This window comes from Sulfuracidifex metallicus DSM 6482 = JCM 9184, from assembly GCA_032834875.1.
Taxonomy (GTDB): domain Archaea; phylum Thermoproteota; class Thermoprotei_A; order Sulfolobales; family Sulfolobaceae; genus Sulfuracidifex; species Sulfuracidifex metallicus.
In genome coordinates this window covers 78,855-97,747 of record CP135238.1, presented here as the reverse complement: position 1 = coordinate 97,747, position 18,893 = coordinate 78,855, and the positions used below count along the sequence as shown (strand labels likewise).

Annotated in this window: 25 protein-coding genes; 2 read left to right on the top strand and 23 right to left on the bottom strand. The window is 36.0% G+C overall.

Features of this window, described 5'->3' with window-relative positions; translation table 11 throughout:
• Window positions 1-576: a DUF447 domain-containing protein gene (locus RQ359_RS00620; protein WP_156016311.1), complete on the bottom strand. Its 576-nt coding sequence runs from the start codon at window positions 574-576 to the stop codon at window positions 1-3.
• Between the two features lie 8 nt (window positions 577-584).
• Between RQ359_RS00620 and RQ359_RS00615 the strand changes: the two genes are divergently transcribed.
• Window positions 585-2,051: a M28 family peptidase gene (locus tag RQ359_RS00615; RefSeq protein WP_156016312.1), complete on the top strand. Its 1,467-nt coding sequence runs from the start codon at window positions 585-587 to the stop codon at window positions 2,049-2,051.
• On the opposite strand, the gene RQ359_RS00610 is transcribed toward RQ359_RS00615, so the two are convergent.
• The 16 genes from RQ359_RS00610 to RQ359_RS00535 all read right to left on the bottom strand — a co-directional run bounded on the left by RQ359_RS00610 (window position 2,034) and on the right by RQ359_RS00535 (window position 13,262).
• Window positions 2,034-2,753: an HAD family hydrolase gene (locus RQ359_RS00610; RefSeq protein WP_156016313.1), complete on the bottom strand. Its 720-nt coding sequence runs from the start codon at window positions 2,751-2,753 to the stop codon at window positions 2,034-2,036. The two genes, RQ359_RS00615 and RQ359_RS00610, sit on opposite strands and share 18 nt — an antisense overlap.
• A gap of 6 nt (window positions 2,754-2,759) precedes the next feature.
• A complete protein-coding gene (locus RQ359_RS00605; protein ID WP_054838647.1) occupies window positions 2,760-4,973 on the bottom strand; it encodes an elongation factor EF-2 in 2,214 nt (737 codons plus the stop codon).
• Between the two features lie 164 nt (window positions 4,974-5,137).
• A complete protein-coding gene (xpf, locus tag RQ359_RS00600; RefSeq protein WP_156016314.1) occupies window positions 5,138-5,860 on the bottom strand; it encodes a 3'-flap repair endonuclease Xpf in 723 nt (240 codons plus the stop codon).
• A 33-nt stretch (window positions 5,861-5,893) separates the two neighbouring features.
• A complete protein-coding gene (locus tag RQ359_RS00595) occupies window positions 5,894-6,271 on the bottom strand; it encodes a prefoldin subunit beta (protein WP_054838667.1) in 378 nt (125 codons plus the stop codon).
• Entirely contained in the window at window positions 6,249-6,506 is a 258-nt protein-coding gene (locus tag RQ359_RS00590) for a KEOPS complex subunit Pcc1 (protein WP_156016315.1), read from the bottom strand. Before RQ359_RS00590 ends, RQ359_RS00595 begins: the two co-directional genes overlap by 23 nt.
• Entirely contained in the window at window positions 6,503-7,036 is a 534-nt protein-coding gene (locus RQ359_RS00585) for a hypothetical protein (RefSeq protein WP_054838648.1), read from the bottom strand. The genes RQ359_RS00590 and RQ359_RS00585 overlap by 4 nt, the downstream gene beginning before the upstream one ends.
• On the bottom strand, window positions 6,996-7,208 hold the full coding sequence (locus RQ359_RS00580; protein WP_083476981.1) for a 50S ribosomal protein L37ae: 213 nt from the start codon (window positions 7,206-7,208) through the stop codon (window positions 6,996-6,998). Before RQ359_RS00580 ends, RQ359_RS00585 begins: the two co-directional genes overlap by 41 nt.
• Complete coding sequence (rrp42, locus tag RQ359_RS00575) at window positions 7,201-8,052, bottom strand: exosome complex protein Rrp42 (protein ID WP_156016316.1); 852 nt, start codon at window positions 8,050-8,052, stop codon at window positions 7,201-7,203. The genes RQ359_RS00580 and rrp42 overlap by 8 nt, the downstream gene beginning before the upstream one ends.
• Entirely contained in the window at window positions 8,053-8,790 is a 738-nt protein-coding gene (rrp41, locus tag RQ359_RS00570) for an exosome complex exonuclease Rrp41 (protein WP_054838649.1), read from the bottom strand.
• Window positions 8,756-9,499 (bottom strand): exosome complex RNA-binding protein Rrp4, encoded by a 744-nt coding sequence (gene rrp4 / locus RQ359_RS00565; protein WP_156016317.1) that lies wholly within the window; start codon window positions 9,497-9,499, stop codon window positions 8,756-8,758. The genes rrp41 and rrp4 overlap by 35 nt, the downstream gene beginning before the upstream one ends.
• A gap of 6 nt (window positions 9,500-9,505) precedes the next feature.
• A complete protein-coding gene (locus RQ359_RS00560; RefSeq protein ID WP_156016318.1) occupies window positions 9,506-10,204 on the bottom strand; it encodes a ribosome assembly factor SBDS in 699 nt (232 codons plus the stop codon).
• Window positions 10,205-10,213: 9 nt separating this feature from the next.
• Window positions 10,214-10,942 (bottom strand): archaeal proteasome endopeptidase complex subunit alpha, encoded by a 729-nt coding sequence (psmA, locus tag RQ359_RS00555; RefSeq protein ID WP_054838650.1) that lies wholly within the window; start codon window positions 10,940-10,942, stop codon window positions 10,214-10,216.
• A gap of 264 nt (window positions 10,943-11,206) precedes the next feature.
• Complete coding sequence (locus RQ359_RS00550; protein ID WP_054838651.1) at window positions 11,207-11,653, bottom strand: Rpp14/Pop5 family protein; 447 nt, start codon at window positions 11,651-11,653, stop codon at window positions 11,207-11,209.
• The gene (locus RQ359_RS00545; RefSeq protein ID WP_156016319.1) at window positions 11,650-12,195 is read right to left on the bottom strand and encodes an RNase P p30-like protein; all 546 of its coding nucleotides are present in this window, start codon (window positions 12,193-12,195) and stop codon (window positions 11,650-11,652) included. The genes RQ359_RS00550 and RQ359_RS00545 overlap by 4 nt, the downstream gene beginning before the upstream one ends.
• The gene (locus RQ359_RS00540; protein WP_162308969.1) at window positions 12,143-12,607 is read right to left on the bottom strand and encodes an RNA-binding domain-containing protein; all 465 of its coding nucleotides are present in this window, start codon (window positions 12,605-12,607) and stop codon (window positions 12,143-12,145) included. Before RQ359_RS00540 ends, RQ359_RS00545 begins: the two co-directional genes overlap by 53 nt.
• Window positions 12,608-12,611: 4 nt before the next feature.
• Window positions 12,612-13,262 carry a 50S ribosomal protein L15e gene (locus RQ359_RS00535; protein WP_054838654.1) on the bottom strand — a complete coding sequence of 217 codons (651 nt, stop codon included), beginning with the start codon at window positions 13,260-13,262 and terminating at the stop codon, window positions 12,612-12,614.
• 65 nt (window positions 13,263-13,327) lie between these two features.
• Between RQ359_RS00535 and RQ359_RS00530 the strand changes: the two genes are divergently transcribed.
• Window positions 13,328-14,530 carry a redox-regulated ATPase YchF gene (locus tag RQ359_RS00530; protein ID WP_156016321.1) on the top strand — a complete coding sequence of 401 codons (1,203 nt, stop codon included), beginning with the start codon at window positions 13,328-13,330 and terminating at the stop codon, window positions 14,528-14,530.
• On the opposite strand, the gene spn is transcribed toward RQ359_RS00530, so the two are convergent.
• From spn to RQ359_RS00500, 6 genes are read right to left on the bottom strand one after another with little or no spacing between them, the layout of a single operon-like run.
• Window positions 14,520-15,731, bottom strand: a complete 1,212-nt coding sequence (spn, locus tag RQ359_RS00525; RefSeq protein ID WP_156016322.1) for a bifunctional sugar-1-phosphate nucleotidylyltransferase/acetyltransferase — start codon at window positions 15,729-15,731, stop codon at window positions 14,520-14,522. The genes RQ359_RS00530 and spn overlap by 11 nt on opposite strands.
• Window positions 15,703-16,329: a 30S ribosomal protein S3ae gene (locus RQ359_RS00520; protein ID WP_054838655.1), complete on the bottom strand. Its 627-nt coding sequence runs from the start codon at window positions 16,327-16,329 to the stop codon at window positions 15,703-15,705. Before RQ359_RS00520 ends, spn begins: the two co-directional genes overlap by 29 nt.
• A gap of 9 nt (window positions 16,330-16,338) precedes the next feature.
• Complete coding sequence (trmJ, locus tag RQ359_RS00515; RefSeq protein ID WP_054838656.1) at window positions 16,339-17,040, bottom strand: tRNA (cytidine-2'-O-)-methyltransferase TrmJ; 702 nt, start codon at window positions 17,038-17,040, stop codon at window positions 16,339-16,341.
• A complete protein-coding gene (locus tag RQ359_RS00510; protein ID WP_156016323.1) occupies window positions 17,028-17,615 on the bottom strand; it encodes a HemK2/MTQ2 family protein methyltransferase in 588 nt (195 codons plus the stop codon). Before RQ359_RS00510 ends, trmJ begins: the two co-directional genes overlap by 13 nt.
• Complete coding sequence (locus RQ359_RS00505) at window positions 17,567-18,217, bottom strand: 16S ribosomal RNA methyltransferase A (RefSeq protein ID WP_083476984.1); 651 nt, start codon at window positions 18,215-18,217, stop codon at window positions 17,567-17,569. The genes RQ359_RS00510 and RQ359_RS00505 overlap by 49 nt, the downstream gene beginning before the upstream one ends.
• The gene (locus RQ359_RS00500) at window positions 18,214-18,864 is read right to left on the bottom strand and encodes a DUF655 domain-containing protein (protein ID WP_156016324.1); all 651 of its coding nucleotides are present in this window, start codon (window positions 18,862-18,864) and stop codon (window positions 18,214-18,216) included. The genes RQ359_RS00505 and RQ359_RS00500 overlap by 4 nt, the downstream gene beginning before the upstream one ends.
• Window positions 18,865-18,893 lie beyond the last annotated feature (29 nt).

Sequence of the window (18,893 nt, the reverse complement as noted above, 5' to 3'; positions counted from 1 at the left end):
TTAATTAAGCTTATAACCTTTTGAGAGTATTTCACTTTTAATTTCTTCTATTATTGGTATGAAATCTGGTGAGGTTTTCTGTATAACATTAATCTCATATTTTATTATAAAAAGTAATCTAGAAAGTTCTTCTCCCTTATATATATCTATTCTACTGAAATTAATTAGTAAATCTATTAAAAGATAGTCTCCTCTGCGCAAAAGCATGTTAGGTAAGGTTAAATCCTTATAATCTATTATATCTATTATTATTTCAGCTGGATCCTTATCACCATCTAACACACTACATTTCGCTATAGCGTGATGTCTAAGGACTGGAACGTTGTAGTAAAAAGAATAGGGTATTTTGTCCTTTATGGCGTACCAAAAATCCTTTGGTGATGCAAAATTTATGGAGCAAATATCGTTTCTAAATAAATTTGCTAAGGTTAGGGTTCCCTTATAAATCCTTGCTTTTAAAGAATTTCCACTCTTAATTAAACCTATAGGTCTTAAAGCCGGTCTAATTCCATTGGTACCTAACAAAATCTCATAAATGCCATCTTTGTCAAAGATTAAATTGACTCTACCAAGCATATGAAGAAATGATAAACGAAAATGACTTTTATACTTTAATAAAGGAAGGTGAGGTAGTAGCAGGATCAAAGGAAGAGAGAAATATTTACCTTAAACTTTCATCCCTATTAAAGGAGAGAACTGACCAAGTAAGGGTAGAGCAAATAAGGGTTATGAATTGGGAGCTCAAGCATTCAAAGTTTTACGTTAATGGTGAGGCTATACCAGAAGACAAATACGTCGTCTTGCCTTATTCACCCAGTTCGTATGAAAAAGGGACCTTGGAAAAGGATTTCATGATATCCAAAATAAATAGCCTTTTAGAATTACCATTTGTTTACGAAAAATGCTATTCATCAGAAACATGTAAAGCACTATTCATATATATGGATGATAGCCTCAGAAAGTTCGTACTAAAAAGCGGACCTTTTTTACAAAGAAAGTATAGTAAACCTCCTACTGTTCCAGCGTTATATATAACGCCAGAATTGGCATCTAAAGTGGAAAAGAACAAAGGTGATATAGAATTACAGATTGAGACTTCTTTCAACCCTTATTCTGTAGGCTTCATTATAGAAGGAATACTTAACGGAAAAAGGGAAAGTTCTATATATATAACCGCTCATCATGATCATTGGTTTAATGGTTTCAGGGATAACATGGCTTCATTGCTAACATTGCTTAATATTGAAAGAAGTGAGAGCGAGCTACATCTGGTTAGCTTCACAGCAGAGGAGTCTGGATCACCGTCTTTTTCAAGTTGGTCTTGGTCCTATGGATCCCTCAACTTCTTAGAGAAAAGGAAAAACAAATTAGATAATATTACTCTAAATATAAATCTGGATAATCTGGAAACTAGTAATATAGAAGCTCTAGCGACTCCAGGTATATCAAACATAGTATATAGACTATTAAATACTAAAATTGAAATAGATCCATATAACGATGGATATTCGTTTATAAAATATGGAATACCTTCCATCATGATAGAAAGTAGATCGAGTCCAGTTTATCATAGTAATAAAGATGATTTAGATAAAAAAATATTTTCCTACGCTATAAAAGAACTACCGATTTTAATACAGAAAATAATCGGAAATTATATAGATTCAAACAAAAATTATAAAGAAGTAACTGACTTTATAAAGAATGAATCGTCGTACCTAACAACTAACTTAAAGTCTTACGTTACTAATTTGACCGAAGAACTATTTAGAAAAGACGAAATGATTTATAGAAACATCTTAAGGCTATGTGGAGCCACAATAACTCCCATCGACAGCACAGCTAACGTAAAATTGTTTCCAGTTCTATATGGAGTCTCTAATGTAAACAAGAGCTATATTGATATCGAAAATTTTGGGAGAATTGATAGATTAATTGATAACGGATATGGATTACTACGAGAATATCTAATTTACTTAGACGCAATTAAGGAAGAGTACTCAGAAATATATATTAACGAAATATATAATGCCTTAAAGAAGTTCTTCTAGATCAACCAGCTTAGTTACGACAAAGTCAGCATAAAGTTCTGGAAATTTTATTCTGCTTTGTCTATCTATTAAAACGGAAGCGTATCCAGCCTTTTTTGAGGCTAGGCAATCCTTAACTGGGTCGTCCCCTACCATAACACATTTTTCGACCGATACTCCAGCTTTTTCGCATCCCACTATGAATGGGTCTAAGTTCGGTTTAGGTTTAATACCGTCTTCCCCACCTACTATAACGATATTAAATATATCGATAAGAGGGAAATTCCTTATTCTTTTCTTCTTATTTCCTCCTTCTCCATCGCCATTTGTTATAAGCCCTATTATATATTTTTTATTAGCTAAATATTCTAGAAACTGTAACGCATCTGGAAACGGTTCACTATTGAAAGCTACGGACCAATATAAGTTAGTCCAATCGTAAAACTGTGCTCTATCAATACCTTTAACTCCCAAATTTTCCAGAGATTTCTCCCACCATAAATTTCTGTCTACTACGCCTTCTTCATCTAGCCTGGATGATACAGAAAATACAACTTGTTTTATTTTCTCTATTGGAAAATTTTGCTTTCCTTCATCAATTAGATAGTCATGAATTTCAGAAGAGACTTTATCTAAAGCAGCTATAGAACTGGACTGAAAGTCCACTAATGTATTATCATAATCGAAAAAGATTGCTTTAGCGTAGGAAAAAGGTCTGGACAATTCGGTTCACGATAGGAAGTCTTCGATCTTTGGCATCTGCTTTGGCATTCCTTTCCTTTCTCTTATTTTAAGTACTATATCCTGTAATATGCTATCAGGTACTGGAGCCCATCTGCTAAATTCGGTCCCCCAGAAGGCTTTTCCTCCAGTTGCACCCCTCAATTCGCTGGCCATCTCGTATGACTCTGACACTGGCACTTCTGCCATGATCCTCGCTACACTACCTGAATCAATAACGTTAATTACTCTTCCTCTTTTCCTAGTTATCACTCCCGTAACGTTTCCTATGAGATCCATTGGAACTCTTATATCCAGCTTCTGAATGGGCTCTAATAACGTGGGTCTAGCATCTAAGAATGCTGCAAATATTGCATTTCTAACTGCAGGGAAGAGCTGTGCAGGTCCCCTGTGAGCAGGATCTTCGTGTACCGTAGCATCATGTAGAACTACCTTAGTTCCTCTAATTGGCTCACGTGCTAATGGACCCTCTTTCATTGCTAACCTATAGCCCTGGAGCACTGTATCCATTATCTCTCTTAAGTGCTGAACACCGCTTGTCATATCAATGAACACATTAACGTTTTCATCTATTGCAATGATCTTCTTTGCCTCATCATAGTCCCAATTAGCTTGCTCCTTTAACACCTTAGCCATCTCCTTAGGATCCATATCCTCCTTTATTGTGCCGTTAGCTATAAGGTCGATAGTCTTATCGTTTAAAGGGGCTATGCTAATGTAGAATTTGTTATGCTTGTTTGGAGATTTACCTTCGAATATTCTTTTGCTAGGTTCCCTTATGCTTTCCCTGTATACTACTATAGGCGGTGAGGTCTGAACATCTATTCCGTAGTTTTCTCTCAGAAGTTGTAAAGATACTTCTAGATGTAGAAAGCCCATACCTGATAGAAGATACTCTCCTGTTTCCTCGTTTATCTTAACTACTAGATTAGGATCTTCTATGCTTAACTTCCTTAGTGAGTCTATCATCTTAGTTAGATCTTTAGGATTCTTTGGCTCTATTGCAATAGTTACAACTGGCTCGGAAACATAGTGTAGAGTCTCGAAGCTACCTTGTATATCCTTATATCTCGGATCTATTGCTGTCTCTCCAGATCTTGCTCTATCAAGGCCTAAAACTCCAGCTATGTTTCCTGCAGGAATTTCCTCTGCTAACTCTCTGGTTGAACCCATGTACAAGCTAACTTGTAACGTCTTTTGAGACGTCTTAGCGTTAACTAACCAAACTTCTTCTCCCGATCTTAAAGTTCCAGAGAATACTCTACCAGTTGCTACTAGTCCGGCATGTGGATCTACCTTCATATCAGTTATCATCAGAACTATAGGACCGTTAGGATCTGCATTTAACATGGCCTTAGCAATCTCGTTATCTAAATCGCCTTTCCATATTTTCGGAATCCTATATTTCTGAGCGTCTATAGGATTGGGAACAAACTGAATTACTGTATCTAATAATGCATCATGAATTGGAGAAACCGAGGCTAACTCCTGAAGTTTAGATTTATCGGGTGCAGTATACGCATCATATACGGTCTTGAAATTAACTCCTTTCTTCTGCGCCATGGGAAGCGTAAATCCCCACTTATCTTTAGCGGATCCAAAGACGACTGTACCCTTAGCAGGATCAACTATCCATTTCTCCTTATACTCTGGCTCAGCATAAGTATTTATCATGTTATTTACTTCTTTAATTAAATTAGTGAGCCTAGGCACCATTTCGTCCTTGCCAAGCTTTAGTTCCTTTATCAGTCTATCTATTTTATTTATGAAAAGAATTGGTCTTACCCTTTCCTCTAAGCTCTGCCTTAGAACTGTCTCTGTTTGAGTCATAACTCCCTCTACGGCATCTACAACTACGATAGACCCATCCAGAACTCTCAGGCTTCTGGTCACTCTACCGCTAAAGTCAACATGACCAGGAGTATCTATTAGGTTTATTACATAACCTTTGTTGTCCATTTCATGGTATAGGCTTACGTTAGCTGCCTTTACTGTAATTCCTCTCTGCTGTTCTACACTTAAATAATCTAACGCTAAAGCTTCTCCTGCTACTTTAGGTGAAATTATCCCAGATGCTGCTAATAGAGTATCACTTGTAGTTGTCTTTCCATGATCAACGTGAGCTATTATTCCTATATTTCTGACCCTAGTCCTATCCTTCATAAGACCTAGGACTTGGTCTGCTGTCTTATAACGTGGCAAAACATCTCACCACAATATCTGGGTAGATTTAAGTTGCCCTATATTAAAATGTAGTGGTAAAAACTTCATTAGATTTTTACCTCATAGGATATCGTGAAATTAGGTCATTAAGAATTTTAAATTAACACTGAATGATGAATAATAGAGAAGATCAATCAAGATGACTAACTTGAATCCATGAAATCAAAAAGCGACTTATGTTTGTTCTCTTTTTCGTTACTATTCTCAACGCCTTCGGAGCTAATAGAGAAATTCTTATGTATTATAGAAAAAATTAGTTCGGCACGCTTTTTGCTACCCAACGCTTTTTCTAGTTCAGGCAAAGATGCATTACAAAAATCATTTATAGATTTGAATTTTTTCATTATTTTTTTAGCAGTATTACTACCTATATTTGGGAATGACTCTATTATATATTCCTGAAAGTCCTCTATGCTAGATAATTTCCTCTTATCATGTAGGCTTATAGCTCTCATAGGTCTATCCTGTTCCTGACTTTTTTTAGCGATCTTTATTAATATTTCTACAGTATCACTTTTTGACATAGAGTAAATAACATTAATCTTGTAATCCATTATTAAAGAGATAATTGCACCATTTATTGCTTTCCATCTATCTGTTATTTGTTTTATCCTTGATAAATCCCCTTCGATAAGGAGAAAAGATAGAGCATAAGTTTGACTCATCCTGCTAATCTGATCAAATAAACGTTTATCAAATACAGAATTTACTAAATCATTAACTGATTTCCTTTCTACGGCCACCCCGTCGCCCAATATATAGTCGCCTACACTAAGCTGCTGTAAAACAACGGCAACTCCATAACTTCTTAATAAATCCGGTATCCCACTTTGATTTTCTCTTTCATCGACATAAATTCTTAGCATTAAAAATAGCTGAATTATAGAATAATATAAATGTTAGGCTTTAGTTACACCGCCTGACTGAGGATAATAACGTGATAGCATTTCATTAATCTTGGTCTGTAATTCTTCTAATTGCTTCCTCAAAAGACCTTCTTGTTTTTGGTATGCCTTAGATCTAAGTTCAAGAAGATCTTTCCTATCATTAAGCTCACTCTCTACCTTTGCTTTGTCTGTCTTCACAAATATATTCCCTATAATTTTATATAATAATGAGTCAGCAGGCAATGAGGAAAGTTCTTCTAGAACCTTGTTGATCTCTTTCAACTCTCCTTCAACTACCGCTTTTTCTTGCAAGAGCTTATCTAACTGATCCTTTAGTTGTTGAAACTTACCTAATTGAGTTTGTAGCTCAGGGGGTAATTTCTCTGTCATTTTTTTCTACCTCTTCTAAAGACTGAAGTATCGTATATAACCATAGTATATAAGAGTTGAGTATTGCCCTAGTCTTTGTATAAGAGCATGCACATATTTTAATTGAAAGAGAATTGCCTTCCAATTCCAACGTAACGAGATCCTTGTCTATTTCTTCCTGTCTTATTGCTCCGTATAGAAGCTCTGCGTTTTTACCTTCTATATTTGAAAGCTTAACATTAACTTTAGCATTCATTGCTCTAGAATGTTATGCAAAAGCAAGCTTAAAATTATTTCTTGCCCAGATGAAAAAATCACCCTACAATTTTTCTCTTCCTGCTTAATATTAACTTTAATTTTCCCTCTTTCATTTATTATTGCGCCTAAATCTATTAAAAACCACTTAACTTGTTCGCAAGCAGTCTCTACGTAGTTCAAATAAGGTCTAGAGAACTGAAATTTATGAGGAATACCCTTATCACTATACAAAGACAAACCTCTTATCTCAAAAGCGTACTTTAGTTGAAAAGTAGATAATGAAAATAACTTTATTGTAGATGGATTTCCATTCCTACTTTCTATAATGCATAAGAAGTCTGAGTTTAGCCTCTGCGCAGTAGTTAGAATTGATTCTAAACTGGCTCTACCCCTGTTTAGCTTTACAGAATCAGAGAAAATGGAATAGAAGTAGTTCTCTAGGGATCTAACCCTACTTCCAGCATCCCTAGACGAAGTAAAAACTACTCTAATACGGCGTGTAAGCAAGGCCAGCCCATTTAGTTCCACATTTTTTACATGACCATATTCCTGAAGCTAACCTTTTCACACTACCGGTAGTTTTACAATAAGGACATTGATGCTCCTCATATCTCTTTTCCATTAACGAATTCCAAGATTTCCTAAGGCTAGAGCCATACCTTGGGCCGAATCTACCTGCAATTCGAGTGTTTTTACCCATTTCTTATCTCACCGAATTCTATTCCGAGTAGACTTTTAAGTTCACCGAAGAGCTTCTCTGCAGAAGAATGTGCTAAATTCTCAGCCGCTTCTATCTCCTGCATGGAAAAAGTGCCGCTGCCACTTTTTTGAATTCCGACTACTCTAAAGTCTGGCGTATAAGATATTGATAGTTTTGCTTCAGCTATGCTTTCTTCTTCAAGATTAGGATCTACAATCAAAAACTTGCCTATTTTAGCCACAGTCACCGTAACTACAGGATAGTTCAAAGGAAAGGCTGAAGTTTTGTTTTCTTTATCTATTAACGCATTATTATCTGACTGAACCACTGAAGGCAATTTTGTGTTATATAAAGCACAAATAGAAGCTAAGGTACTAGCATCAAGTACATTTCCACCATAGTTAAGAATGTATATATCTACCCAGGCTGTCCATATCTGTTTCCCTGGAACTAAAACTAATTTAGATAAGTCAACTGCTTTAGAATCTCTGAGACTTCTGTCTACCACTCTGGCTAGTTCAATTGCATTCTCATCTGGAGGTCCAGGCTCAAAAGTTTCGTACGCTAAAGGAAGTAGCTCCACGTTGATTACTAAATTTCCCTGGTTAGGGGTATCTTGAAAAGGTTCTTCCGTTTCTAACTTTACTCCAGCAAGAACTAAAGTGTCTCCTAATCTTAATAGGCAAGATCCATCGGCTTTTTTGGCATATCCTAAGTTTACCTCAATATTTCTATAATCTGTTAGCCTTCTACCATCAGTTCTATTACCATGCTCTAAAATACTTATTATTGATTCTCTTTTAATAGAAGGAACCACGTTTTGGTTTGATGGAGTTATTGACATTTAATCACCTTCTTCTTTATATTCAGAGAATCTGCTCCTTAAAGCATTTTTCTCAAGCTCATATATTTGATTTATACCCTTTAATGCAAGCTCAAGTCCAGCCTTAAACTCTGACGGCGTCATGTTTCCATTAAGCTGAAGCAAAGTTATTTGACCTAAAGAAGGCATCATGGCAACGGGCATGTCAGCCTCGCCCCACATATCTTCTGGCTCATTTAGATCAAGGACTAGTTGACCATCGGCTTTACCTACTGCTACACCAGCTATTATATCCTTTACTGGAATTCCTGCATCAGCCACTGCCATCGATGACGCCATTAATGCGACCAGTCTAGTCCCTGCATCAGCTTGGAGAACTTCTGCAAAAACGTCAATTACTGATCTAGGAAACTGCTCTACTAGTATCGAAGCCTCGAGGGACTCCCTTATTACCTTAGATAATTCAATTTCCCTTCTACTAGGAGCTGGATTTTTCCTTTCATCGGTAGAAAATGGAGTCATGTGATATCTAACTCTTAGGACTGCCCTATCGGGCAGAGCTAAGTGTCTAGGATGCATTTCACGGGGTCCAAAAACCGCTGCAATTACCTTAGTATTTCCCATTTGGACTATAGCAGAACCATCCGCATTTTTGAGAACACCTAGTTCAATAGAAATAGGTCTCATTTGGTCGAAACTTCTACCGTCAGTCCTTTTACCGTCTTCAAGAATTAACCTTGGTTTCTGCATTTGAAGCACTTATACCACCTGCCTTTTCTCTTATTAATTGCTTTATCTTATCAGTAAGACCTTTAATATGTGACTCTTCCTCTATCTTTCTTATGGCGAAAATTAGGAGTTCCTCTGAAGCTTTAGATGGGCAATTAGCTAAAAGTCTACCATTCTGAGCTACAAAAATATTACAACCAGTTTCAGTAGACAAGGTTTCTATCATGTTCCTACCTTTTCCTATTATTCTGGCTACCTTTATAGGCATGAAATCAATTACTATTCCAGAATTTATTCTTCCTAAATCTTTTCCTCCCTTTAAGGAGAGAATAGGATCAGTTGTCCTGTCGAAGGCTTCAACTTTAGCAACTACATAATCACCTATATCCATAAATTTCCTGATTTCTTCTCCAGAGTTTACAGGTCTACCTAACAGAGATGATGCTGGAAGATACGCTGAATAAGGTGCCTTTATATCTGTACTCCATCCATAAGGCTCTATATCCTTTATCAAAGCTATTACCGTATCGCCTACTTTAGGATAGTAGAAGGAACCTTCTAACGGAATTACCTCAAACGAAGAATCCTTAACATTAACCATTCCGACTACTGTAGAAATGTATTTATCGCCTACTCTTAGAAAGTAAGGGGACCATCCTACTTTTATTTCACCTTCCGCTATAATGTCTCCAGGAGCCACTATAGCTCTGGGCTGTACTATCATTCTAGGCTGACTCAAATCAACTCACCTAAATTGCAACACTTTTACTTCTACATCACCTTTGGTTAAAGAATTCAACTTATCAATAACTTCTTGTTGAGCTCCTGCAGGAATTTCAAGTTCTGCGGTGAGAGTTCCATCGCTTAACCACTGACTCTTTTTTAAATCGCCTAATGAAGGAAGTACTGACTTCACCTTAGAGCTATATTGAGGTGGAACAGTGACTTGGAGCATTGCCCTAGCTACTTTTATAGGTATCACTTTAGTTATCTCTTTAATTATCTGCATGGCTTGTGCTTCTACTTCCTTATCCATATCTACATGAACTTTTGCTTGTTCCATAGCAGCTTCAATTCTAGCTGGTGGAATTGGAAGTCCAGTTTTTGGATCTACCGCATTTCTGTGAATGAAATCAATAACTTGCTTTCTCTTTTTTTCTAAGAGTTCCTTTCTCTGTTCAGAAGTAACTGGAATATCGCCTTTCTTTAGAATTTCTTTTACTATGCTCTCATAGTCCACGGTGCCGAAGACTTTCTTTAAAGAAGAGGGAGATGCCTTTTGGCCTTTTTTAATATCTTTATATATCGTATCAGAAACTACTATATCAGAAATACTTATACTTTTACCACTTCTAAAATCAAGAGCTTCCTTCGGTTTAACAAGAATTTCAAATTTCTCTCCATGAGACTCATATCTCACCGTCACATAGTTCTCTTTTGTCATATATGTTTATCACCCAAGTTTCTGAATAAAGGACTGTCTTTCCTCAAAATTACTTTTCCTAAACGTTCCAGTTTCAACCGAAGCTATACCTAGCTCTACTGTATTTGGAGTTAACTTCTCACCAGGTTTCTGAACTGTTTGCAATGCCTTTAACGCTAGAATCACTGAATCCTCCATGCTAAGATCAGCTTTGTAATTCTTTTCTAAAAATTCTGTGGCTGCAGCGTCACCCTGACCTATAGCTATAGCTTGATATGGAGTAAACTGACCGCTTGGCTCTGTTAGGTACAGTTTTGGAGTTCGTTTATCTATACCTGCAATGAGCAAAGCCACACCGAAAGGCCTAACTCCGCCGTGCTGTGTATAAGCCTGCTTAACATCAGAAATCAACTTGGTCAAGTAAGCTACGCTTATTGGCTCATCATAAACTAGTCTGTGCTGTAACGCATTAGTTCTTGCATAATCTATAAGAATTCTTCCGTCAGAAGCAAGACCTGCAAAACTACAGCCTATATGGTCATCTATTATAAACACTTTTTCTATATTGTCAAGATCTAGAAGCCTAGATTCCCTTTTCTTTTCACTTGCAATAACTACTCCACTGTTTGTCTTTATCCCTAAAGTTGTCCATCCTTTTTTAACTGCCCCAAAAGCGTAATCAACTTGATATAATGAACCATCAGGCGAGAAAATCGTTATAGCTCTATCATATCCCATTGCTGCTGGTCCTAATGCCAAACCATTAACACCTTCTTCTAATACAAGTCTGCTTTTTAAAAATCTTGTTCAGAAGCTTATCTACTTAAGATGTATTTTATTTCGACTTAATTTAGAAATAATATACAGAATAAGGCAATGCATAACGTTAAAAAGTGCACATCAATAATTAAAATGTAATACATTATAAATAATTTAATATTAAACATTACCTCTATCCCTTACTAAAATAACCAAACTCAGCTCGTCGCAGAGGTCATCATTCTGCAGTCTGGAGCGGTGTCATCACTTAAGCCCTATCATCTCTTTTGCCTTTTTTAAACTTCCCGTAGTCTTAACTGGCACTAGCAATACCTTAGTCCCAGAAACCTTTTTAGTCAAAGGAAGGCTTGCAATAACTACTTTATATCCTCCTCTATTTGTTGAAATTATACCTTCTTTTCTATCTGGCAAGAAAAATATCACTCTAGGATTAGAAATGTCTAACCAAACTTTCCCTAGCAATTCTTTTACAGAAACTCTTATTGCTTCTTCAATTTGTGAGGATTCGAGGTCGGAAGATTCGGTAATAACGTTAAAGATTATATATCTCTTGGCTTTTATTAATTGCCTATTTTTAGGTATTTCCATATTTAAACTCTTCTTATTTCTTTTTCTCTCCAATATTAAAATGATTGTCAACGTTGAAAGCCACACCGTAAATAGAATATCAATTAAAAGTTGTAACATCATTCATTCGAAAAGAGTTTGAACGGATCATTTAAAACCCATTTGTAAGCTTGCACTTGAGATGCACCGTGAACTATTAGGTAATTTATCTTAGAAACTAATGGCCAAATTTCATTAAATTCTTGAGCAAAAGAGGAAAAAATCAGGGGAAAACTCCATTTATAACCCCAAGATATTGCTCTACTAATCACAAATGAACTTGACTTCAGAGAAATCTCCACTATTTTCTTATTATAGTTTATTAAATTCAACATAGCTTTCCTGAATATCTTGATGTTACTATCATCAACGGTGATCCCAGAAATCTCAGAAGTTAGAACAGAGAATCTAAGCGTTTCTATATCATATGGCTTAGAAAATAATATCGTATTTCTATTTTTTTGCATTATATTTCTAAAGTTCTTTATTTCTCCCTTATGGAGTGTATATCGTGTGAACTTAGAATAACTAGAAGTTTTTGCTTCAACTAAGCCAGAGGAATAGCCTAAAACATTAAGATAACTTTGTAGATCTGGCTTCATTATGCATGGCTCTATTGCTAGCAATTTGTTTCAACTCCTTAATAACTTCTTTATATGGCCCATTAAATGAGACCATTATCCTTACAACGTCATTGCCCTCCTTTAAAGTGAGCTCTCCTTTAGCCACTAAATATTGTTTATCAAATCTGAGGTAAAGTTTGGATTTCTCCATGCGTTCCGATAATGTAGTAATAATTACTATCATATCAGCGGAAGAGAGCTTATTTAAAATGTCCTGAAAAGCCTTTACTGCAAGCGACTTAGAAAATCTATATTCTAGCAAAGTAATGTAATTGCCAAAATGACCTTTAACTTGATCAGATCTAATCTCCCCTTCTACAGCTGAAGGAATAACAAGTTCTATAGATTTCCTTATTTTTCCAAGGTCTTCGGTTTCATGACAAAAAACTGATATTGTAAGCAAAGATATTTTCATTTCCTCACTTTCCAGGTATCTTCTCAAAGCGCTGTATTCTATTGAACTTGGTACCTTCATGCCTCTTTCTTTGTTCGCGCTCAATCTGCTTCCTCTTCCACTTATAATTGACGGTTCCGCTTATACCTCTAGCTTTTCTAAGTCCCCTAGCTTTCTTACCTGCTGAGGTGAGCCCTCTGAATACTCTGCCCCTATTAGAGGGATTACTTAGCCAAGAAAGGTTTAGATCCGATTTTATCACTGGGTGGTTAGGATCTACTGCAATCACTTCATAATATTTATATAAAGCGTCCTTCGCAACCATGTAACTTCCTAAGATTTCTAGATTAGGATATTTTCTAGCTACTTTCTCTTCTGCTATCCATCTGTAGCCCTTAGATGGAGAATAGCCATATACACCCATTCTCTTAGGTCTTCTTCCTGAATTAGGTCTAATTTTATTGGATCCTCCCCTTCTAACTTTAACTCGTACTACAACAAAGCCTTGCTTAGCCTTGTAACCTAAAGCTCTAGCTCTATTTAGCCTAGTTGGATGTTCTATCCTCATTATAGATGGCTGTCTCCTCCATTCTATCAGCCTAGGTTTTACAACTTGTTTCTGCCATTCCTCCTTTTGCCATGTTTCTTCTATGAAACTGTAAAACGACGTAGCCATGTTTGATTCTACTTGAAAAGTTCGTCACATCTACTTAATAAATGTGTCCTCTAATCCACTCTTTAATGATAACTATTGGTCTAATCGGGAAAACCAACGTTGGGAAAAGTACGTTCTTTTCAGCTTCAACTATGGCAGAAGCTGAAATAGCCAATAGACCTTTCGTTACTATTGATCCAAACGTGGGAATGGGATACGTTAAATCAAAATGTGTTCACATAGAATTCGGAGTAAAATGCAATCCTAGAAATTCAATATGTATAGAAGACTACAGATTCATTCCAGTAAAGATTGTAGATGTAGCAGGACTAATTCCAGGTGCCCATGAAGGTAGAGGGTTAGGAAACAAATTCCTGGATGATTTAAGAAAAGCTGACGTTCTAATACATGTAATAGATGCAAGTGGATCTACAAATGAGGAAGGTATGCCAATTGAGCCTGGTACTAGAGATCCTGAAGAGGATATCGCTTTCATAGAAAAAGAGATGGATGAGTGGTTCTTTTCAATTATTAATAAAGATTGGAGCAAATTTGCTAGGACAGCTGATCTAGCAGGTAAAGATTATGTAGAATCGCTTCTAGCCAAGTTGTCTGGACTTTCAATAAATAAATTACAGATAATTGAAGCCCTAAAAGTTTCCAACCTAGAAAGTACAAAACTAATGCAATGGACTGAAGAAGATCTAAGAAGATTTAGTAAAACATTGAGACAGATATCAAAACCGATAGTTATAGCTGCAAATAAGTCAGATATACCAATATCTAAAGAGAATATTAAAAAATTGAAAGAAAAATATAAAATGGTTGTCCCAGTAAGCGCTAATTCAGAACTAGCTCTAAGGAAAGCTGCAAAAGCTGACATAATAAAGTATATACCTGGTGAGAATAATTTTGAAATAAAAGGTACCTTAAATCAAAAACAGAAGGAAGCTCTTGAGTTCATAAAGTCTAAAGTCTTGGATGTTTATGGTTCCACTGGAGTTCAAGACGCTATAAATATGGCTGTTTTTGAGGGACTTGGGATGATAGTGGTTTATCCTGTTGAGGACGAAAAGAAACTTACAGATAAAAACGGAAATATTCTCCCTGATGCCTTACTCATAAAAAATGGATCTACTCCTAAGGATCTAGCAGGCGAAATTCATACAGAACTAGCTAAGGGATTTCTCTTCGCTATAGATGCTAGAAAGAAGATGAGGGTAAGTGAAGATTATAAATTAAAAACAAATGACGTAATAAAAATCGTTTCAACCACGGCTAAGTCCTAAAGAATTCTCCTTTGTTTACGTCTCTGTTTACCACTGCACCAGGATATATTCTAGCATAAGAGCCTATTTTTACTCCAGGCAGAATAGTAACGTTAATCCCTATTCTTGAATGACCACCTATTACTGTACCTAACTTTTTCCTGCCAGAGTCTTCTAGCTTTCCTTTTATTCTCATTTTAACATGATTCTCGTCAAATCTAAGGTTTGCAACTAGGGTTCCTGCACCTAAATTAACGTCCTCACATATTACGCTATCTCCAACGTAACTTAAGTGAGGTATTTTAGAATCTTCCATGACTATAGAATTTTTTATCTCTACAGCTGAACCTGCTTTCGTATTTTTGCCTAAAACGGTACCTTCTCTAAGGTAAGTGTTTGGACCTACAGTGGCTCCTTTTCCTATGTATGCTGGTCCTTCGATATAGGAACCAGATTTTATTAATGCGCCTTCCTCTACTATTACTTTACCCTTGATCCTAACATCTTCTTCAATTTCTCCCTTAATGTTAGGATTTGCAAGGCTAAGAGCAAAATTGTTCGCCTCTAGCAAATGCCAAGGTTTACCTATATCGATCCAAAATCCTTTGTATGTTATGACATTAACTTTGTAGTTTTCCTTAATTGCTACGTTTATAATATCAGTAAACTCGATCTCCCCTCTTGATGATATCTTCACTTTATCTACAAAAGTCGCTATATCTGAAGATAGCTTATATATTCCAGCGTTTATCAAATTAGAAGGAGGTGAATCTGGTTTTTCTATTATTCCATCTAGATAATTATTGCTCATTTTAAGAACTCCGAAATCTCTAGGATTTCCTACCTCTTTACCTACAATAATATTATCTTGATAACTAACTATCTGAGAAAGAAGAGAAAAATCATAAAAAATATCCCCATAAATTAATAAGAAATTATCCCCGTTAAGAATAGATAATGCAGATGAAAATGCTGTCCCTGTACCTCCGACTCCCTCCTTCTGTTCAATTATAGAAACTTTGTGTCCATTTACTAAAGAAGAAATAGTCTCCCTGTCCTCCTTTCTTATGACAATGTAAATTTTATCTACGACTCTCTCTAGGTTCTCCAAATGCCATAAGAGTAAAGGTTTATCTAAAATTGGAACTAGAGGTTTAGACCTAGTCTCAGTTATAGGCTGAAGTCTTTCTCCTTTACCCGCTGCTAGGAGTAACGCTTTCATTTAATAGAGGTTGCTTTTCTGGCACTTTAAGGAGTTTCGTTTTCTCTATCTCAACCTTCCTCAACGGATATATCTTCTTACTAGCTTCAAATAAATCATTTGACATTTTACCAAATACTACAGCTTGCACTAAATCGTCAAAGGTCATCTCTGAGGCTTCTTTGACTATCAAATCTGCCATTATTTTCCTTATCTCGCTCATCTGAGAACGATGGCATTTATATGTAGTTAGTGCCAGACTTTTGATTCTCATTTGATATCCGTCTTTTGTGGTTACATCTACTATGGCATTTATTTTGGAACTTTTCCTTCTTATTAGAGACCTAGTATAGTCCCTGGACAACTCATGCCCATAAAATCTAGTGAAAACCTTATCTCCATTTACTGTAGCAGCTTGGAAGTAAACGTGTATATGAACTAAGCTAAAGTCACCAGTTAGATCATAAAGTGTAGTTTCAACTTTCCTCTTAGGTACGTAGCCAGAATCTGAAGCTGGCGTAGATCCAAGAGGAACCTCTCCAAACATTTTAGGAGCTATGAGTGTGAACCATTTTTTCATTTTCCATTTATCTTTGACTGCTGTTCCCTTCGAAGACATTTCATTCCCCTATTTATCTTCACCACTATATACTAGAGTAACATAAAGTTTTCTCAGGAAATGGACCACAGCTCTAGCTTGCTCATTATCTCTAATACCTCCGACTAAAGTTCGTCTCATTGCAACATACATTTCTATACTTTCGTCTGAAGGCTTAACGAGTTCATAGATTGTCCTCACATATCTATCAATAAGCTTCACATACTTTCCATTTATAGGAGGTCCACTAGTACCTCTTTTTCCGTGATTATAGATTTCATAAAGTACTATTCCAATTGCATGAGATAGATTAAGAACTGGATATTCTGGATTTGCTGGGATATGCAACAATAAATCTGCCTTCATTATTTCTTCTCGCGTAAGACCCACGCTTTCCCTTCCAAAGATTATGCCTGCATTTTTTACGTTTAAAATGAAATCGTGAATTTCCCAAGGTTTTATAGATCTCCTCAACATATCCTTTTCTATGTCAGCTATACTTGATGTTGCTATGGTTAGATCTAAATCTTTCAATGCTTCATTATAAGAGAAAACGACTCTAGTTTTATTCTCTAGGAAATCTATACCTTTAGCGGCAAAAGGTTTAGCATTCTCTATACTTGCAATTGGATTAACTATAACTAACTCATCTACCTTGAAGTTCTTACATAGGCGAGCGATGAAACCAAGGTTATAATCGCCTTCTGGTTCTACAACTATTACCCTAAGCATTTCACTAGCTCTATACCGAAGAGTGTTTCCAATCCTATTTGTTTTTCACGTTTAGTCTTGATACAAAGGCCAATGTTTTTCAACTCAGCAAGAATAGCGTCCTCGTCTGACAATGAGGAATAAAGAGTGTAAATTCTAGAAGCCTTCACTTCAGATAGAAATTTAATTAGAGATTCTGCTCCGCTTTTACCTCCAGACCAACTATAACCTATCCAACTGTCATACTCCTCAAATGGCAGATAGGGTGGGTTAAAAACCGCAACGTCGAAAACGAAAGGTCTTATGGGTGATAATAAATCACCATTTATTATATTAATTTGTACTTTATTTATTTTTGCCGTACATAGCGTAGCTTCAGAAGCATAAGGATTGATATCAATTGCAGTAACTTCAGCTCCTTTCAACGCCAACGAAACTGAAATTATACCAGTTCCAGGACCCACTTCTAATACCTTCTCGTTTTTCTCCGCATTAATTATCTCAAACATCAATTCAGTATCCTCGGCAGGCTCGTAAACTTGATCGTTTACGCATATTTTGATTTTATTAAACTCAATAACTGACGTACCTGCCAAGGCTTGAACTCACCTACATGAATTTCTGACTGTGATTCTAAATTACATAGGGATGCGGCTCTCCTTAAGGTCTTATTCCTATAATTCCCTATACATTCTAAAATATTAGAGATATTTTCGTCATATCTTCTTTGCCTATTAAATAATACTATTACGGAGTAAACTTTAGGAACAGGCGAGAATGCATTAGGTGGTATCACTTCCTTTCTTTCTATTATGAAATAATAATTTAGTATAAGAGAAATACTATTAGTATAATTTAGAATTTTATCTATAAAGTCTTTCTGAAGTATTAGCGTTGCCTTGCCTACATCCAGTTCTGAAAGTTGATGCATGAAGTCGCGCGTTATATAATATGGTAAAGAGGCAACTATCTCTCCTCTTAATGCAGGAAGATATGACGCATCTGATATCACTAGATTGTATTTTTTCAATTGTGCTTTAAACTCTTCATCTATTTCTATACATAAATCTGGATTTATGAACTTTGAAATTCTACCATCTCCACAACCTACCTCTATCAAAGGTCTTTGAAAGGAGATGTATGAAACGAAACGTCTTAGAAAGAACTCGGATGAAAGGAATACCTGAGATTGCTTTATCTTACCTTTTTTTCAAGATATCCCACGTATCTGACTTGTTGATCCGGGCTCCTTTTATTTTCTTCTGAAAGGAGAGCACTAGGATATACAAAGAGATAATACTTCTCTTCGCCTTTCATTTCATTTATTATTCTTTCAACTATTAAGTTTTTGACATCTTTTATTGATGTTCGACTTTCTAGGTCCTTATAATTCTCAAATGGTTTCTTTCGCCGTTCCTCTAATAGCATTCGTAGCGTCTTTTTACCGATTGAAGGGATGAGCTCAAGAGAGTGTAATTTTAATGTTAGTGGACCTGCATTATTAAAGAATTTTATTATTTCATTTTCTTTTTCAGTTAGAATTGTATAAAGAACCCTCTTTAGGGAATCCCTAGCTACTGATGTAAGGTCTTCATAAGTTATATTAACATCGAACATAATACCGGTTTCCTCCTTAAGGTCGATCCTCTGCTCTAATTGGATATCTTTACTTGTATCTTGGACTACAATCTCACATAAGGTAAAGAAATCTCTTCCCACAGCTTGAATTAGAGGCTTGTTAGAATGAAACTTATGTCTGTCTAAAGGATTACCTTCTCTCATGTAATCGAGAACATATACTATATCGTCCTTAGGACCTTCCCTATAATGTCTTCTTCTCTGCAATTTTAAGTACCCAATTAGAGAAGCGAATT

Coding starts and splice junctions, on each gene's coding strand:
- RQ359_RS00620 (WP_156016311.1), bottom strand. CDS start 576: ATGCTTGGTAGAGTCAATTTAATCTTTGACAAAGATGGCATTTATGAG.
- RQ359_RS00615 (WP_156016312.1), top strand. CDS start 585: ATGATAAACGAAAATGACTTTTATACTTTAATAAAGGAAGGTGAGGTA.
- xpf (WP_156016314.1), bottom strand. CDS start 5,860: ATGCTAAGAATTTATGTCGATGAAAGAGAAAATCAAAGTGGGATACCG.
- RQ359_RS00595 (WP_054838667.1), bottom strand. CDS start 6,271: ATGACAGAGAAATTACCCCCTGAGCTACAAACTCAATTAGGTAAGTTT.
- RQ359_RS00590 (WP_156016315.1), bottom strand. CDS start 6,506: ATGAATGCTAAAGTTAATGTTAAGCTTTCAAATATAGAAGGTAAAAAC.
- RQ359_RS00580 (WP_083476981.1), bottom strand. CDS start 7,208: ATGGGTAAAAACACTCGAATTGCAGGTAGATTCGGCCCAAGGTATGGC.
- rrp42 (WP_156016316.1), bottom strand. CDS start 8,052: ATGTCAATAACTCCATCAAACCAAAACGTGGTTCCTTCTATTAAAAGA.
- RQ359_RS00560 (WP_156016318.1), bottom strand. CDS start 10,204: ATGACAAAAGAGAACTATGTGACGGTGAGATATGAGTCTCATGGAGAG.
- RQ359_RS00550 (WP_054838651.1), bottom strand. CDS start 11,653: ATGATGTTACAACTTTTAATTGATATTCTATTTACGGTGTGGCTTTCA.
- RQ359_RS00540 (WP_162308969.1), bottom strand. CDS start 12,607: ATGAAAATATCTTTGCTTACAATATCAGTTTTTTGTCATGAAACCGAA.
- RQ359_RS00535 (WP_054838654.1), bottom strand. CDS start 13,262: ATGGCTACGTCGTTTTACAGTTTCATAGAAGAAACATGGCAAAAGGAG.
- RQ359_RS00530 (WP_156016321.1), top strand. CDS start 13,328: ATGATAACTATTGGTCTAATCGGGAAAACCAACGTTGGGAAAAGTACG.
- spn (WP_156016322.1), bottom strand. CDS start 15,731: ATGAAAGCGTTACTCCTAGCAGCGGGTAAAGGAGAAAGACTTCAGCCT.
- RQ359_RS00520 (WP_054838655.1), bottom strand. CDS start 16,329: ATGTCTTCGAAGGGAACAGCAGTCAAAGATAAATGGAAAATGAAAAAA.
- trmJ (WP_054838656.1), bottom strand. CDS start 17,040: ATGCTTAGGGTAATAGTTGTAGAACCAGAAGGCGATTATAACCTTGGT.